13 protein-coding genes, 2 pseudogenes and 1 riboswitch are annotated in these 15,819 nt (G+C 46.0%); of the genes and pseudogenes, 5 read left to right on the top strand and 10 right to left on the bottom strand.

Features of this window, described 5'->3' with window-relative positions:
* Positions 1 to 74 precede the first annotated feature (74 nt).
* The 4 genes and pseudogenes from MIC7113_RS15025 to MIC7113_RS15010 all read right to left on the bottom strand — a co-directional run.
* A complete protein-coding gene (locus MIC7113_RS15025) occupies positions 75 to 506 on the bottom strand; it encodes a hypothetical protein (protein WP_015183011.1) in 432 nt (143 codons plus the stop codon).
* Complete coding sequence (gene metE, locus MIC7113_RS15020) at positions 490 to 2,736, bottom strand: 5-methyltetrahydropteroyltriglutamate--homocysteine S-methyltransferase (protein WP_015183010.1); 2,247 nt, start codon at positions 2,734 to 2,736, stop codon at positions 490 to 492. The genes MIC7113_RS15025 and metE overlap by 17 nt, the downstream gene beginning before the upstream one ends.
* A 301-nt stretch (positions 2,737 to 3,037) precedes the next feature.
* Positions 3,038 to 3,475, bottom strand: a complete 438-nt coding sequence (locus tag MIC7113_RS15015; RefSeq protein ID WP_015183009.1) for a DUF1636 family protein — start codon at positions 3,473 to 3,475, stop codon at positions 3,038 to 3,040.
* A 266-nt stretch (positions 3,476 to 3,741) separates the two neighbouring features.
* Positions 3,742 to 3,884, bottom strand: a riboswitch (cobalamin riboswitch).
* Positions 3,885 to 4,098: 214 nt separating this feature from the next.
* A pseudogene (locus tag MIC7113_RS15010) lies at positions 4,099 to 4,823 on the bottom strand (ABC transporter transmembrane domain-containing protein); the annotation flags it as partial.
* 45 nt (positions 4,824 to 4,868) lie between these two features.
* Between MIC7113_RS15010 and MIC7113_RS39250 the strand changes: the two are divergent.
* Positions 4,869 to 4,943, top strand: a pseudogene (locus tag MIC7113_RS39250) (element excision factor XisH family protein); the annotation flags it as partial.
* Positions 4,944 to 4,952: 9 nt separating this feature from the next.
* A complete protein-coding gene (locus MIC7113_RS15005) occupies positions 4,953 to 5,300 on the top strand; it encodes a XisI protein (RefSeq protein ID WP_041780863.1) in 348 nt (115 codons plus the stop codon).
* Positions 5,301 to 5,368: 68 nt separating this feature from the next.
* Here the strand turns inward: MIC7113_RS15005 and MIC7113_RS15000 are convergent, their stop codons facing one another.
* Complete coding sequence (locus tag MIC7113_RS15000) at positions 5,369 to 5,743, bottom strand: DUF1636 family protein (RefSeq protein WP_015183007.1); 375 nt, start codon at positions 5,741 to 5,743, stop codon at positions 5,369 to 5,371.
* 364 nt (positions 5,744 to 6,107) lie between these two features.
* On the opposite strand from MIC7113_RS15000, the gene MIC7113_RS14995 reads away from it, so the two are divergent.
* Entirely contained in the window at positions 6,108 to 7,439 is a 1,332-nt protein-coding gene (locus tag MIC7113_RS14995; RefSeq protein WP_015181194.1) for an IS1634 family transposase, read from the top strand.
* A gap of 625 nt (positions 7,440 to 8,064) precedes the next feature.
* Here the strand turns inward: MIC7113_RS14995 and MIC7113_RS39245 are convergent.
* The 5 genes from MIC7113_RS39245 to petJ form a co-directional block, all read right to left on the bottom strand.
* The gene (locus tag MIC7113_RS39245) at positions 8,065 to 8,205 is read right to left on the bottom strand and encodes a hypothetical protein (protein WP_228695383.1); all 141 of its coding nucleotides are present in this window, start codon (positions 8,203 to 8,205) and stop codon (positions 8,065 to 8,067) included.
* 49 nt (positions 8,206 to 8,254) lie between these two features.
* Positions 8,255 to 9,448 carry an MFS transporter gene (locus MIC7113_RS14990; protein WP_015183006.1) on the bottom strand — a complete coding sequence of 398 codons (1,194 nt, stop codon included), beginning with the start codon at positions 9,446 to 9,448 and terminating at the stop codon, positions 8,255 to 8,257.
* A 135-nt stretch (positions 9,449 to 9,583) separates the two neighbouring features.
* Positions 9,584 to 12,067 carry a TonB-dependent receptor domain-containing protein gene (locus MIC7113_RS14985; protein ID WP_315889686.1) on the bottom strand — a complete coding sequence of 828 codons (2,484 nt, stop codon included), beginning with the start codon at positions 12,065 to 12,067 and terminating at the stop codon, positions 9,584 to 9,586.
* 542 nt (positions 12,068 to 12,609) lie between these two features.
* Positions 12,610 to 13,476 (bottom strand): tetratricopeptide repeat protein, encoded by an 867-nt coding sequence (locus MIC7113_RS14980; RefSeq protein ID WP_226883648.1) that lies wholly within the window; start codon positions 13,474 to 13,476, stop codon positions 12,610 to 12,612.
* A 303-nt stretch (positions 13,477 to 13,779) separates the two neighbouring features.
* On the bottom strand, positions 13,780 to 14,118 hold the full coding sequence (gene petJ / locus MIC7113_RS14975) for a cytochrome c6 PetJ (protein ID WP_041780861.1): 339 nt from the start codon (positions 14,116 to 14,118) through the stop codon (positions 13,780 to 13,782).
* A gap of 188 nt (positions 14,119 to 14,306) precedes the next feature.
* Here petJ and MIC7113_RS14970 point away from each other — a divergent pair, with 188 nt between their 5' ends.
* Together MIC7113_RS14970 and MIC7113_RS14965 are read left to right on the top strand one after the other, a co-directional pair.
* Positions 14,307 to 14,729 carry a BlaI/MecI/CopY family transcriptional regulator gene (locus MIC7113_RS14970; protein ID WP_015183002.1) on the top strand — a complete coding sequence of 141 codons (423 nt, stop codon included), beginning with the start codon at positions 14,307 to 14,309 and terminating at the stop codon, positions 14,727 to 14,729.
* Positions 14,729 to 15,571, top strand: coding sequence for a M56 family metallopeptidase (locus tag MIC7113_RS14965; protein WP_015183001.1), 843 nt, complete (start codon positions 14,729 to 14,731; stop codon positions 15,569 to 15,571). The genes MIC7113_RS14970 and MIC7113_RS14965 overlap by 1 nt, the downstream gene beginning before the upstream one ends.
* Positions 15,572 to 15,819 lie beyond the last annotated feature (248 nt).

The raw sequence follows: 15,819 nt of genomic DNA, 5'->3' as shown, positions 1-15,819 counted from the left end.
GTTGAAACTCTTCAAACTCTTGCTGCCAGTCCAGCATATCGGGCGTTTCATTCATGAGTGCCTCCTTTAGGGGGTTAAGTCAGGTTGAATTCTATCCAACGGTGTTGCACCTGTGCATAACAGTCAGCAGGGGAAATCTTGAGGTTGTTTAGCAGGTTGATATCGACTACACCATTACCGATAACCAGAAGCACGATCGCTTGATTCGGATCGTAGGTGGTAATTGCCTTCAATAATGCTGTGACTGCCTCTAGTTGCAGTTCCAGTGCTTGTAGATACGCTTCTACTTGCGCTTGAGGAATGAATTCCTGATGAAAGGTCACGCTATCTACCTCCCAATCGAGCACCGAAGAGATAGTATCTACAACATTGCATACCACTATTCCCTGACCTGTGTTCAGATAACCGTTCCAGGCAGTGTATCCGATCAGCAAGATGTTTTGCTGAATGAATCGATTTTGCCAGTAGCCAAAGTTGCCCTGCCAGACACTACTTTCCGGACGCATTCGTTTCCTCCCGCAGAATTTTTGTCGCTTGCACCATGCTCTTGAGCGAAGGAACCACCTCTTCCCAACGACGGGTTTTCAAACCACAATCTGGATTCACCCAAATCTGTTTTACGGGTAAATTAGCAATTCCAGTCCGCAATTGTGACAATATTTGTTCAGTGTTAGGAATAGCAGGACTATGCACGTCATAAACCCCATTGCCTACCTGTTTTGAGTAGCCGCCATCTGTCAATTCATACAGCGTTTCATTGTTACTACGGCTATTTTCAATCGACAATACATCCGCATCTAACCGTTCGATATCGGTGATAATATCGCCAAACTCTGAGTAGCACATATGGGTATGAATTTGTGTCTCTGGCTTGGCGATTCCTGCACTTAATTTAAATGAATCCACTGCCCAAGATAGATATTCATTCCAACGTTCGGTTTTCAATGGTAAACCTTCACGTAAAGCCGGTTCATCTATTTGAATTATTTTTGCACCTGCAGCTTCCAAATCCGCTACCTCATCTCGCAACGCCAAAGCAATTTGAAAAGCTTGTTCTTGACGAGCAATATCCGTGCGGGGATACGACCAATTTATCATTGTCACCGGACCTGTGAGCATTCCTTTTACAGGTTTTTCTGTCAAAGATTGAGCTACTTTAAACTCTCGTACTGTCATCGGTTCAGTTCGTACAACATCCCCATAAATAATCGGTGGACGAACGCAACGACTGCCATAACTCTGCACCCAGCCATGCTCGGTAAAGGCAAATCCAGACAATTGCTGACCGAAATATTCCACCATATCAGTGCGCTCAAATTCCCCATGCACCAACACATCTAAGCCAATTTCTTCCTGAATTTTGATACATTGGGCAATTTGAGTATCAATGCTCTGGTGATACTGGGCTAAAGTTAATTCCCCACGTTTGTATTTCACCCGCAATTGGCGCACTTCGGACGTTTGAGGGAAAGAACCGATTGTGGTTGTGGGTAAAGGTGGCAGCGGAATTTGCTCAGATAAACGCAAAGAATAGGACAACGAGCGCTGAAAATCGTCCATCTTCAGGTTCTTCAACCTGTCTTGAACAACTTGATTAGCTGGGCTGAATTGCTCAAAAACTTGCCAGCTTGCCTGAATTGATTCTCGCTCTTGTTTCAAATCTTCACCTGCTGCCGTTCGTGCCAGAAATACAACTTCTTGTAGTTTTTGTTCGGCAAAACTCAGCACATTTCGCAACGGTTCCGGTAACTTAGTTTCCCGTGTGGCATCGTAGGGAACAAACTGTAGGGATGCAGAGGGTTGAATCGATAAGTTAGAGGTAATGGGTTGAATTTCTTCTAGGATAGGTAAGAGGCGATCGGGTCGAATTTGCCAGATGTTTCGCGCATCCACAATCCCCACACCGAGGCGTTTATCGGCGGGAAACCCATAGTGTTTGATGAGTTCTAGATTGCGTCCGCGAGTGAAGTCTAAACTGATGCTGGAAACGGGTAATTGCACAACCCAAGGATAATTTTCACCCAAATCGTCAAAATAGGTAACGAGATGCAGAGGTAAACCTACTTTCGCCAGTGAAGCATAAATCGATTCATAGTATTCTTTAAAGTTAGTGGCGTCTCCCAAAACAAGAGCGGGTTCGTGGATTTGCACTTCTTCTACACCCAAGGGTTTGAGTGCTAGCAGTAGGTTTAGGTAGCGATCGCACAAAGGGCTGACAAGCTCTGAAATTGGCACTTCCAACCGACTCAATCGCAAGAGTGTGACCGGTCCTAATATAATCGGAACTGCCCGTTGCCCTAAAATTTGCTGAGCACGATGAACCGTTTCTAAAACGTCACTAAAATCAGCCGATAGCAGTTGTGCTGAAATTTCCGGTACGAGGTAGTGGTAGTTGGTATCAAACCACTTGGTCATTTCTAGGGCGGGAATTCCTTCTTTACCCCGTGCCATTGCAAAGTATTGCTCTAAACCGGATAGATGTTGAAATCGTTCTGGAATTAATCCCAAATAAACTGACCAATCTAGAACAGAGTCGTAGAGTGTAGTGTCGCCTATGCCGATGCGATCGATACCTGCCTGGAGTTGTGTTTGCCAGTTGCTTTCTTCAACTTGGCGCACGGTTTGCAGTAGGGATTCTGAGTCTAATTTTCCACTCCAAAAACCTTCTAATGCTTTTTTAACTTCGCGATTTTTTCCGATGCGAGGATAGCCTAATGTTGCGGTTTGAATGACCATTGTTTTTCTTCCTTTTAATGAGTTGTAAGGGCGAAGGAATGGATGAGGAGCTAATACCAGTTTCCTTTAATGACGCTACAGATCAGATCCCCCCTAGCCCCCCTTTTTAAGGGGGGAACAAATTGGGGATTCAAAGTCCCTTTTTTAAGAGGGGAACAAATTGAGGATTCAAAGTCCCCCTTTTTAAGGGGGATTTAGGGGGATCTTCTAAGTGTTGCACTGTTTTATGAAATTGGTATAAGAGCAGCTCTTCAACATCAATGAATAGCGCAGAAATTGAATTCTCAGGAAATTAACAGGTTCAATCGTGGCAATCAGAGCAATTATCTGCTCCACGAGTTACGCTTAACTTGTCCCACTTACTGATGGTCGGAATCCGTGCCAGAATGCCATTTCTTAGCAGTTTAGGTCGCTCTGACCAAGGCAATGAACCATCGGATTTTGCGTAGTATTGATTGGCACATTTCAGGATAGCAGAGGCACTCTCATCAACGGGTAAATCCCCAAATAAATACGTTGATTTTCCGGCAGCAACAAAAGCAATAACGCAGGGACGATTGCAAGCACTCATGCATTCAACCGCCTGAATTTGAAATTGATTTTGTAAGTCCCAATCTTGTGCGAGGTGCTGAAGCTGTTTGAGGAGTTGTTGACCCCCACTTTCACCAACACGCTTTCCATCTTGCCAAATACTGGCACAAGTTGTGCAAACAAATAAAGTATGCTGTGCGTTCATCATTGAACTTATTGGGTAATCCAAAAAGTGGAGTAAGCCATACGCATTGCGCCGTATTGCCTCAGAGAAATTCTTCGCTGACAGTGCGGCGTAAGGAAACACGACTGCAACACAGCGATTGAAAAATTATTAACGCTATAGCAACTAACGCCTAATCAAACGCGATCGCCAGATGTGATGTGTAGCGTATTTCTGGCACTATGGGGACGTGAAATTGACTGATTGTGAAACTATTCATGAGTTTATTCATCTGTACCTCGCAGATGGACGTAATTTTTTCACCTTCGGCGGGCATTCTGACTTAGAGACATAAATCTCATTACAGTTGCGGGACAGCGCCGGATTTACACCGAACTTTCCCCGTTACCTCTAACGGCTGCTCCCCGTTAGAACCGACAAATTTCCATTAGTATATCACTCAATTGCTGTAATCCCCCTTAATGACTTATTGCTCGACAAACGATTGAATGGTCTTGAGGAAGCGCAATATTCATGGTTCGCAATTTCTCACGCAAGAGCGATCGCGTAGCGTACCGTAGGTAATCGCCTCGATTCCAATCATTCGCCCGTTGCCAGGGGTTTAGCCAATCCAACACCCGACTGCACCCGCCACAATCGGGCATAAATTCCATAAACCTGAGAAAGAGCTTAACAAGGGTACTTTTACCTGACCCGGTTGCCCCGACAATGCCGATGGTTTGACCCGCCGGAACGGATAAAGAAAGATGTTTCAAAACGGGATGGCGACCGTTGTAGGCAACGCTGAGAGCGATCGCCCGTTTATTGCTGCGACGGTAGGCATCGCTTTCTTGAACATCGCTAACCAGGCAATGCCCGGAGCCAGCAGCACAAAGCTGATGCCAACGGCAGACACCCGCGTGAAAAAGCTGATTAAGTACAGAGCACCAAAGTTGAGGAAGCGCTCTAGCTGGTTAATGTCGTCGTTGAGAATCGACAGCAGCGTGCCGGTGCTGCGGTCTTCAAAGTAGGCGAGTTCGAGTTCTTGCAGGTGGTTGTAGGTATCAACGCGCAGTTCGTGCTGGAGGGTTTGACCCAGGTTTTGCCAAAGTTTTTCGGCGGCGTACTGACTGAGAGATTCTAAACCCCAGACGGCGATCGTCAGGATAGACAGCACCAGCAGTTGAGTCAGCGGGTTTTGAATGCCCAATTGAGCGAGCAATGAAGCTTCTCGCTCAACGACAACATCGATGGCAACGCCAATCAGATAGGGGGGGGCGAGGTCGAGCAAGGTGCGAAGGATGGAGCAGACGACTGCCCCCCAAACTTGCACATGATAGGGTTTGGCATAGCGAAGTAGACGCAGAAGGGGCCAATGGGAGCGAGTTATCATAGGTTATGTCAAGAATTCGGTTCTATGGGAAGTAATGACTGAATAGTGGCTAGAGATCGATTTCATCAGATCGTCAAAACTGCTTTAGTAAAAGATGGATGGACTGTGACTCATGATCCGTTGCAGATTATGGAAAAACTAAGCGATAAAATAACTCAATATCAGCAGATTGTGCAGCAGCTTTTACTGAGGTATGCAGAAATTAAACCTGCCTACGGAGAAATTGAGGTAGAGACAATTTTTGATACTGCCCGTAATCACTATCAAATTGTGCATTTGGGTTGGCAGCATAAGCGATGGGTTCATCATTGTGTGATGCATTTAGATATTCGTAACGAGAAGATTTGGATTTTCTACAACTCAACTGAGCATGATATTGCGGCTGATTTGGTCAATTTAGGTGTGCCGAAACATGATATTGTTTTGGGATTTCATCCTCCTTTTGTGCGGGAGATGAGTGATTATGCGATCGGTTAAAGTAGGGTAGTGAAATATCGCGCAGCGTGTGCTGCACACAATCACCTCTTCCTCGTCTACTCATCTACTCACTCACCGACTGCTGGAATCTTGGCAATACTCACCGACTGCAATGCTTCAGGAAACTGCTTCCAGGGAATGTCGCCTGTGTTGCTATCGAGATAGCGATCGCCAAATTCGAGCAGGGCAGGAGCCGTTTCATCGGTTGGTAAGGTGGTGAATAGATAGGTAGGTTTTTGGGGAGCACAGAAGGCAACAGCACAGGGTTTGTCGCAGGTCCATAAACAGCCGACGGGCTGAATTTCAAATTCGTTGGACTGGATGTGTTCCGTACCTAATGTATTGAGTTGTTCGAGTAAACGTGTGCCATCAGCAGGTTGCTCTTTGGGCTGTTCTTTGGAGGAGTGATGGCAAGATTGGCAGACAAAGAGAGTGTGTTTCATCTCGTTAGCAAGTGATGTTTGGAGCATCTAGAAACTTGATGGGAAGGCATCATTCTTGATAGGGCTGCATTTAGAGGATGTTTGAAAAGTACCACTGTTGGTAGCAAAACATTTTAGATCCCCCTCGCATCCCCCTTAAAAAGGGCTGGGGGAATCGACAGGTGCTTAAAATTACAGCCGACCACTTTTCAAACCCACATTCCGCCCTTTGACTGTCACAAGTAGATAATTTAGTGGAGGCAATCGAGGCAAACGCAACGTAAGTGGAGTTAAAGATAGCCTAGCCAGCTTTTTGGCCGAAACAGGATAATTGAACGGGAGTGGAAGGGCTAAGTCTTGGGGAGGGGGTGTGAAAGCAGCAGAAATGCAGGTAATGAACCTCGACCACTTGGGTCTGGTGGCAGGTATTATTGACGAAATCGGGCTGGTGGAACAAATAGACCTGCGGTTGGGGCAAGACAGCCGAGAAAAAGTCAGTGCAGGTCTTGTGGTCAAAGCAATGATTCTCAACGGACTGGGCTTTGTGTCAGCCCCACTGTACTTATTTAGTCGATTTTTTGAAGGGAAAGCTACAGAACACCTGATTGGAACCGGAGTCAAGCCAGAACATCTCAATGATGACCGCCTGGGACGAGTGCTTGATGAACTGTTCCTGGCAGGACTAACCCGTTGCTTCGTCAGCATTGCCATGAAAGCTATCGCCAAGTTTGGAGTGAGTATTGAGACAGCGCACTTAGACTCGACCTCATTTCATCTGCATGGCGAGTATGAAACAGCCAATGACGAAGTGGTAGTCACTCAAAAGACAGAAGATGGCACAAGAGTAGAAATTGAGGTAGCGCCGAAAGCGATTCACCTAACGTATGGATATTCTCGTGACCATAGAAGTGACCTCAAACAATTCGTGATGAATCTGATATGTGGTGGAGAGGGTGGTATACCGTTATTTTTAGAGATGGCAGATGGCAATCAAGACGACAAGACAAAGTTTGCCCATCTGTTTGAGGAGTTTCAGAAACAGTGGACTTTTGAGGGAATACACATAGCAGATAGTGCTTTGTACACTGCCGACAACCTCAAGCGGATGAAGCAGTTGAAATATCACACCCTAGAAGCAGTAGAAATCATTGAGCAAGACCATTACTCCCAACCGGGAAGACCAGCAAAGCAAACTCGACCCACTCACAAAACCTATCACATTCAAGCCACATTGGTAGTCAATGAAACTGTCCTAGAACAACAAAGACAGCAAGCGGGACGATTCATTCTCGCCACCAATGTCCTAGACAAGGAACAATTGAATAATGATGCAGTCCTGAGTGAGTACAAAGAGCAGCAGAGTACGGAACGGGGCTTTAGCTTTCTCAAAGACCCTCTGTTTTTTGCTGATAGTGTTTTCCTGAAAGACCCAGGTCGCATTGCTGCTGTAGGGATGGTTATGGGATTGTGTCTGTTGGTCTACAACTTGGGACAGGCAGCTTTACGTCAAGCCTTAGTTCAAGCTGATGAAAGCCTCCCTAATCAATTAAAAAAGCCGACTCAGCGTCCCACCCTCCGCTGGATATTTCAGTGTTTCCAAGCGGTGCATTTGTTAGTGATTGATGGGGTTGAGCAAATTGCCAATCTTACCGATGAACGCTTAAAGATTTTGCGCTTTTTCTCTCAAGCTTGCCGGGACTACTATCTATTGTGCTGAGTTCTTCAAGTCATTGAAATACTTCAACAATTATTTCAGCAAAGTGATGCGTAGACGAGCTTTTTAGTTAACGCATCAGGCTTTTCCTGATAGGAAACAGTTCACTTTATGTTGCCAGTTACTTGACTTTTTATTGCTACTTGCTGCTTTTTGAGAACAAGCACCCGAAAAAAGTTAGCATCTCTCATCTCTAGAACGTTTCACTCGATTGAACTGGCCTGTGTTAGCCTTCAGTTCCACACAATTATCCGCTTGTGACAGTCAAAGGGCGGAATGTGGGTTCAAACCCCCTCTTACACTTAGTGAGTAAAACTCCAGTTAACCTCGGTGTCATTCAGAAACTCTGCTGATTCCAGTCTGGGCGAGAGCGGTTGAACTCAAGCAAGCTGAACCTATTATTACTGACTTCAAATCGGCTCAAATTCTTGAGGCAATTGATTACAATTTTGATAAATTTGCGCCTGCAAAAGGCTCTCAGGTGGGGTGCTGTTTGCGGGGAATGATACTCGACAACTGGGTACGCAGCTACCTCAAGGAGCATCCCTTTGGAACAGTTATCGAGATTGGTGCAGGACTGAATACGCGCTTTGAGCGGGTGGATAATGGTCAAGTACACTGGTTCGATCTAGACTTGCCAGATGTTATGGAAGTACGGCAGCAGTTTTTTCAAGCAAGCGATCGCTTGACAATCAACACAGTTGCTACAGCTTGCTTGCGCTCGGTTCCTATGAAGTGCGATCGCATCCAACGCAGTCATAGCTCTCATAAAGCAGAATGGCGATTTCGAGTGGTTCTATCTATAACATCTGTCTTCATTACGTCCGCACAGTGTCTTTGTATACTTTGGGAATCCATAGCAAACTCGATAAACTCACAACTACACCGATGATTAACGTGGCTGTATATCCGATCGCATCAGCCACCATTCCACCCAGAATTGTGGTAGCAACCACACCCACAAACGCCACGGAAATTTGAGTCGTATAATCAGTACCTGCGGTAGTAGGATTGCTGCGATCCATCATGGCGGTGAGGAGGGCGGTGTATGCCATACTTTGTAACCCACTGACGAGAATGCACACCGTATACAGGATGGACGGACTCGCAACACCAGCAGCCGGTAAGATGTACAACAGCGCAGCAACGTTGGCAATAACACCAAAGGTAATAAGCGATCGCTTACGCCCCCACTGTGCGATTAGCACTCCTGCAATCAACGCAGCGATGATTCTAGCAACGTAGCTGACTACACCCAGTAACCAACCAATGTCAGATAAAGACAAGCCGCGATCAACCAGCAGTGGACGAATTAACGTACCCGAAACATTTTCGCTAATCATATACAGCAGCACCACCAGTAGCCATAACCCCATGTTTGGACGAGAAAAGAAGCGGATGAATGGCTGAAAGTACGATTTCAGGGTAAAAGATTTTACAGGGGAAATACTGTGTTCTTGATAGAACAGCGTAGGCACTAAACACAGCAGCAAGGCGATCGCCATTGTCAGCAGCGTAGTCTGAAATCCGGCTTTCTCCAGTAAAATCAGAGCTGTACCGCCACCAATAATAGCTCCCAAAAAATTGCCACTAGATTGAATCGCGTTGCCAATGCCACGCTCTTGAGGTTGGAGTAAATTAACTGCTAAAGCATCCGTAGCAATATCTTGGCTGGAAGAAAATAAGAAAGCTAAAAACATACAGACAAGTAATCCGGTAATGTTTGTCTGCACATCCAGAGAAGCTGTCACCAGCAGCGTTACAATCAACAAACTTTGCAAAACAATAATCCAACCCCGATAATGTCCTAATTTAGGCAGGCGGTAGCGATCGACCAGCGGCGACCAGAGAAACTTCAAGGCAGACGGAATAATTAGGAAACCCAAAAAACCGATCGCGCCTAGTGACATATTCTGTTGTCGCATCAACACCGGAACGGTTTGGATGAAGAACGTTGTTGGAATGTACTGGGAGATATAAAGACTGGCAAGCAGAATTAGTTTATTTCTCATAACAATAGCGATTCTTAGACTTAATGAGATACACCTATTTCTCCTTCCCCATTCCTATTGATGGGGAGTAGGGAGTAGGGAAGAATCAAGATATTTCCCCATTCCCCATTCCCCATTCCCCATTCCCCATTCCCCCTAAAAATTGGCGCGAACTTGAAATCCATAGGTGACTGGTTCACCAAATCCTGCTGTTACATTAGGCGGTGGAAATTGGAATCCAGAGGTAATGTAGCGAGTGTCAAATAAGTTGTTGGCAAAGACATAAATACCATAATTTGGCCATTCATAACCTAGACGTAAATTGACGATCGCATAAGGGTCTTGCTTCACCTGATTAGCATCATCAAAATACGTTGTGCCATAGCCGCGCAACTCAGCACGGGCAAAAATACCGCCAGGACTGCGATACTGCAACGCTAAGTTGTACGTCAAGTCCGGTGCAAAGGGAACGCGATTGTCGCTGAAGTCGCTTCCTAGTAGGGGATTTCTGTACCTTGCAAATTGGCTATCGACGTAACCCACTCCAGCAGTAATATCCAATCCTCTTGCCACTTGTGCGCCCAGTTCAAATTCCAGTCCGGTTGCGTTCACATCAGCACTGGCAATATTTCTAAAGAAGCCAAAATCGTCAACCAGCAAAACCTGATAGCCGTCAACATCATTGTGAAAAAACGAGAGGTTGGCGGTTAGGCGATCGCCAAACCAGGAAGATTTCATCCCAACTTCGTAAGTCCAAGTCTTTTCTTCCTGATAGCGCCGGATGTCTTCCGTATCGGCGCGATAGTTGAATCCACTCGGTCGGTAGCCTTTGGCGACGGTAGCATACGCCATCGCATTCGGACTAAAGCGATATTGCAGCCCAAACCGGGGAATCACTTCACTGCTACTGTCTTCTGTCTGAATTCTTGGATTTAAGATTGTAACACTGTCTGCCGCTTCAAAAATGCGACGGCGATCCAAGTCATAATTAGATGTCTCATACCGCAACCCAACAAATAGAGTCAAGGGATCGATTGGCTTGTAGTCAATCTGTCCAAACACCGCGTATGTATTGCGATCCTGTTCGGCAATTACTCGATTCTGTCCAGCAGACGGCAAGCCAAACTGGGCTGCGCCAAGAGCGGTATATTCAAAGGCATCATTCTCAACATTAAATGCACGAGACTCGTAATATCCACCGATTAACCACTTGAATCGGTCGGCATTTGCAGGTGACTGAAGTCGAATTTCTTGCGTCCATACTGTGGAGTCGAAGTCAATCACCGAACGGGCCAAATCAAGCGGTGGAGCAAAACTATCCCCCGACAAGACTTCTTGGTTGCTGAAGCGCCGTGCGGTAATTGAGGTTGCCCGAAAGTCAGTGCCGTTGTAGCCAACTCTCAATGCTTGAGTATTGCTGTTGAGTCGAACGAATCCATCAACCGCTTTAAAGGTTTCAAAGGGATCGTCAGCGTCCTGCCGTGTAAATACAGGATCGCCGTCGTTAGTGTCATTAACATAAGTGTTGAATGAAACATTCCATTCCCGTGAGGGAGTCCACAAGAGTTGTGCCCGTCCCAAAAGTTCTTCGCGTTCACCCACTGTGCGATCGAGGGTTTCATTCTCAAATACACCATCCCGTGCTCGATAGGCTCCTGCTAATCGAAATGCTAGGCGATCGGGAATAATGGCATTACTGTAAGAGAGTTGTGCTTCCCGGAAGTTATAGTTACCATAACCTCCTGCGATGCGAAGCTCTGGAAAATTGGTTGGCCCACGAGAAACGATGTTGACAACCCCAGCAGGGCTACTTCTACCATACAGCGTACTCTGCGGTCCTCGCAGCACCTCAACTCGCTCCAAGTCCAGCAATCCCAAGTCTAAGAAAGCACCGAAATCAAAGGGGACATCATCAATGTAGAAGCCAGCACTATCCTGACTAACTAAAAAGTTAAAGTTGTTCAGACCCCGAATGCTGTAATAGCTGAAGTCAGAACCTCCAGCATTGGTTGGGAAAAAGCTGAAGTTGGGCGTGTTGTTAGCAATTTCTTGAAGCGAATCAATCTGGGCATCTTCTAAAGTTTGTTGAGGAATGACTGTCAGGCTAAGGGGTACTTCTTGAGCCAGTTCAGGTCGTTTTTGTGCTGTTACGACGATTTCAATTTCTTCTTCTAGTTCTGGCTGCTGCGTCAGACTCAAAATCAAACCTTGTTGGCTGGCAACCACCGAAGCCGTTGGTACGCCTGTGGTTCCGGTGACTGTGACTCGCACGCTGCCAGAAGTTGTATTAACCACCTCGATTGAAGTAATGCCCTCGACAGGGTTTTCTTGACGAAACACTTCACCCTCTGGCAACTGCAACTGTGCATTGGGAATGTCAACAATCAGGTTGTTTCCTTCAGTGAAGGTAGAACCATCAATCGCTTTGCCTTCAGCCGTTTCTAGGATGACATCAATGCCATCTGCTGTTGCATTGAGCCGCACACCCGTTATCTGAATTGGGGATTGGGAATCGGGAACGGGAGTTGAAGATTGAGACAACCACTCTTTAATATTAATAGTGGTAGCAGGGCGATCGATTTCGTTGAGTCGGGGAATTTGGGTTATGGGAAATTGGGAGTTGGAAGTGTTAGGCTGCATAGCTTCTGGCTGTGATGGAGTGAGTCCCAGAAGCCGACCTTTTTGACGTTGAACCACGTTCTGTGTGGGTGTCCCGTCAATTCCCGTGACAGTCGTAGTGGCAGATGTAGCAATTTCGTTGAGTCGGGGGCTTTCGGTTAGGGGAGATTGAGAGTTGGAAGTATTGGGCGGCTTTAGTCTGTGTTGGCTCTCTTGTACCACGTCAGCCTTGGCGGGGAAAGCTACAAGGACTGACACGGCAAAACTCAACCGCATCCAATGGGATAACTTCTGTTGGTTCACTCAAATTCCTCACACCCTTAATCGCAGACTGCACCCAGTGCAAAGCCCTTGAAAATACCAGTAGTCAACTTATGTCAACTAGCTGTTCGTGTCAAAAGACAAGCTGTCAAACTTCTACAACGCTAGTCACGACGAACAAGGCTTACGGAAAAACTTGACTATTCCCTGCCTTTTTATAAAAAATGATTAAGCTTTTAACACTCGCTAAAACTGTCTTATAAACAAAGTTTCGCAACGTTACATTTCTCGATGCAATGCCTTTATCCGATCGCACCTTCTTCGTCCGATGAGGACTGCTGCTGTATCTTTTTAATTAAGTTCAAAGTTTGTTGGTAAGCCACCATCTGTCTTTGAGTACAAAAGCATTCAGCTCCCTTTCGCAAATCTTCCAAGGCGGTTTGCAGATACCCCAACTGGTAACGAGCAATACCACGGTTGATATAGGCTTGGGCTTGATTAGGGTTGCGTTGCAGCGACGCTGTGAAGTCTCGAATCGCTCCTGTGTAGTCTCCTTGTCGATGACTAATGCAACCTCGATTATAGTAAGCTCTGGCATCGTTTGAATCGAGATGAATCGCTTGGGAAAAGTCGAGCATTGCATTCTCGATGTCCTCTAGCTGAAAGTAAGTTAGCCCTCGGTCGTTGTAAACTGTTGCCATCGCTTGGCTGTGCTGAGTTGGGGTGTGGCTCAAAGCTTGGTTGTAATCGGCGATCGCTTCAGAGTAATCCTTTTGCTCGAAACGTGCTAGTCCCCGGTTATAGTAGGCTCGGTAGTCAGTGGGATCGAGCTGAATCACTTGATTGTAATCGGTGATCGCATCAAGATAACGCCCTTGTCGGTAGTAAGCCAATCCTCGATTGAGATAAGTTTCAGTATTATTAGGATTAAGTTTCAGTGCTTCGGTACAATCTTCAGTCGCTTTTGAGTAATCTCCCAACTGGATGTATACTAGACAGCGATTGCTGTAAGCCCCTGCCATTTGGGAATCAAGGGCGATCGCTTGCGTGAAATCTCCAACGGCTTGCTTTAAGTCCCCACTTTGAGTCTTTTCTACACCCGACTTAAAGAAGTCAAAAGCATTCATTCCAGCGATAGATATTGATGCAGCGAAAGCTTGTGTTGTCATTGTTTGGATTAGGAGAATGACAACAACACTAAAGAAAATTAGAATTCTTTGTAAGCGACTCATCAATTCATTTGAATGTTCTACAAAACGCTTTTATCCAGGAAAGAAAGGGGAAAGTTAGCCACTTTCTTTCCTGAATTCCAAATCGACTACAGTCAGTAACTTTTCAGTCCCAGTCCGCTACCTTTACCAAGTTTTTGGTCAAGAACAGCTACCAGTTAACAGAACGCTGTCTGTAAATCGTAGAGTTTGCGAGTTTGCTCTATCCAAGACTTAAGTTGTCTTTGCTTAAAGTCATTGTCATTATTTAGTCCAGCCCTTTTCAGATTGACCTAGTACATAAGAAGCAACATCTTCAATCTGCGCTGGGGTTAAACGCCCTTTGAAAGCTGGCATGGCATTTTTTCCATTCGTTACTTGGTTAATAATTGCATCTGCTGAGTTCATGCCGTACTTTTCCAGAGCCTCTTTCTTCAACGTCTTATCCGCCATAACGACATTACGACCACCGGCATGACAGGCAGCACAATTGGCACTAAAGATTTTGGCACCGCTGGCTGCGTCAACGGCTAAGGCTGGGCGAGTCAGGGAAAGACTCAACACGGCGAACATCACCAAAAGGATTGACAGTAGCTTTTTCAAGATGATTCTCCTCTTTTTTTGCACAAACCTTCGTCGCACAAAGGTTTTACTCCATTTTGAGAGGAGCAACGGCATTGCGTCAAAAGACAAGCTGTCAAACTTTATTTTGAGCTTTTTCTGAGAATTTGCTCCTAAAAAATTCAGTATAATTTAATATAAATACCTCCTAAGAGGGAAGTTTGACTGTTATGATACCTCTGCCCAATTACCGTCCCAAACAACTCTCACTAGGTTCATTGGAGGCAGAGGTTTTGAACATTGTTTGGGAACTCGGTTCGGTCACGGTCAAAGAGGTACACGAACGCATAATGGCTGACCCAGAGCGAGAGTTAACGTATTCCTCAGTCACGACGGTACTACGTCGCCTCACCTCCAAAGGTTGGCTTGCTTGCAATAAAACAAAGCGCTCATTCTCATGGCGACCCGTACTTTCTCGCCATGAGACGCAGATATTAGCGGCTTACGAACAATTGCAGCGATTTCTGGAAGTGGGCAACTCTGACATCGTAGCAGCTTTTGCTGACACTCTTGACTCTGCAAGCTTAGAGCAACTAGAAACAATTGCCCTTCGTTTAATTGCCGCCCGTAAAGCTAGGGAGGAGCAACAGTGATGCACCTAATCATGGTTTTTGTCGCACTCTCGTCGGCATGGTATCTCAGATTAAAATGGTCTTGTCCTCACGGCAGTTGGTCAGAACGCTGGCAGCGAGCGCTCTTGTTATTGCTGTTTCCCCCGTTGCTGTTGATGATGACAGTCGCTTCCGTGCTTTGCATGGGACCCAAAGGACACATGGTAGGGTTTTGGGATGGATGGTTGTCGCACTCAGTCGCCTTGGTTTTTTTTGGGTGGGCAGGCGTTTCATACCTGAAACTGGCAATTCAGGGATATCGTTCCGTACAGCAAGTTCGTACCTATCCTGAAATTAACCTTGGGGATAAACCCGCCCGTCTTCTCAACACACCAGGTTTATTTATTGCCCAAGTTGGGTTCTGGCAGCCGGAACTGATTGTCAGCCAAGGGTTGTTGCAAACTCTCGATCGCTCTCATCTTGAGGCAGTACTCGTCCACGAGCAAGGACATTACCATTACCGGGACACGTTTTGGTTTTTCTGGTTCGGCTGGCTGCGCGCCTACACGGCTTGGTTGCCGAATACGGAAGCGCTGTGGGAAGAACTGCTGCTTTTGCGGGAACTCCGTGCCGACCGTTGGGCAGCAACTCAGGTTGATTCTCTGCTATTAGCGGAATCCCTACTGTTAGTAGTGAGCGAAAAGCCGATGGTGTCGGAAGTCGTTTGTGCGGCGTTTAGCTGTGTCGTCCCGCGAAATCGCTTATTAGAAAGGATAGAAGCGCTTTTAGCAGAGCCAGCGGAAGCACATCAGCTTAGTTTGTGGTTTTGGATGGGGTTGCTCTTAGCCATCTTACCTCTACTCACTGTACCGTTCCATACTTGATAGCTGATTAATCAAACGTACTAGCTTCTATTGTCATTCCGTCAGAATAACTCCTAGCCAATTTCTGAAGAAGTTAATCTCAGCATAAATAGGGCTTGCTGAATAAGTCAGAGAAAAACCACCAATGGATTAATTAGTTATGTAATGTTGAAGCAATGATGAGGTATTGTTGTTGGCAATTCTCCCAAACATCAGCTTTAATAATAGTTAGCTTCACCCAAAGATGTGGTTTTGCTGAAAGCACAAAA

Origin of the sequence: Allocoleopsis franciscana PCC 7113, assembly GCF_000317515.1 — a bacterium.
In the GTDB taxonomy this organism is placed as follows: domain Bacteria; phylum Cyanobacteriota; class Cyanobacteriia; order Cyanobacteriales; family Coleofasciculaceae; genus Allocoleopsis; species Allocoleopsis franciscana.
This window is presented reverse-complemented; position numbering and strand designations above follow the sequence as displayed.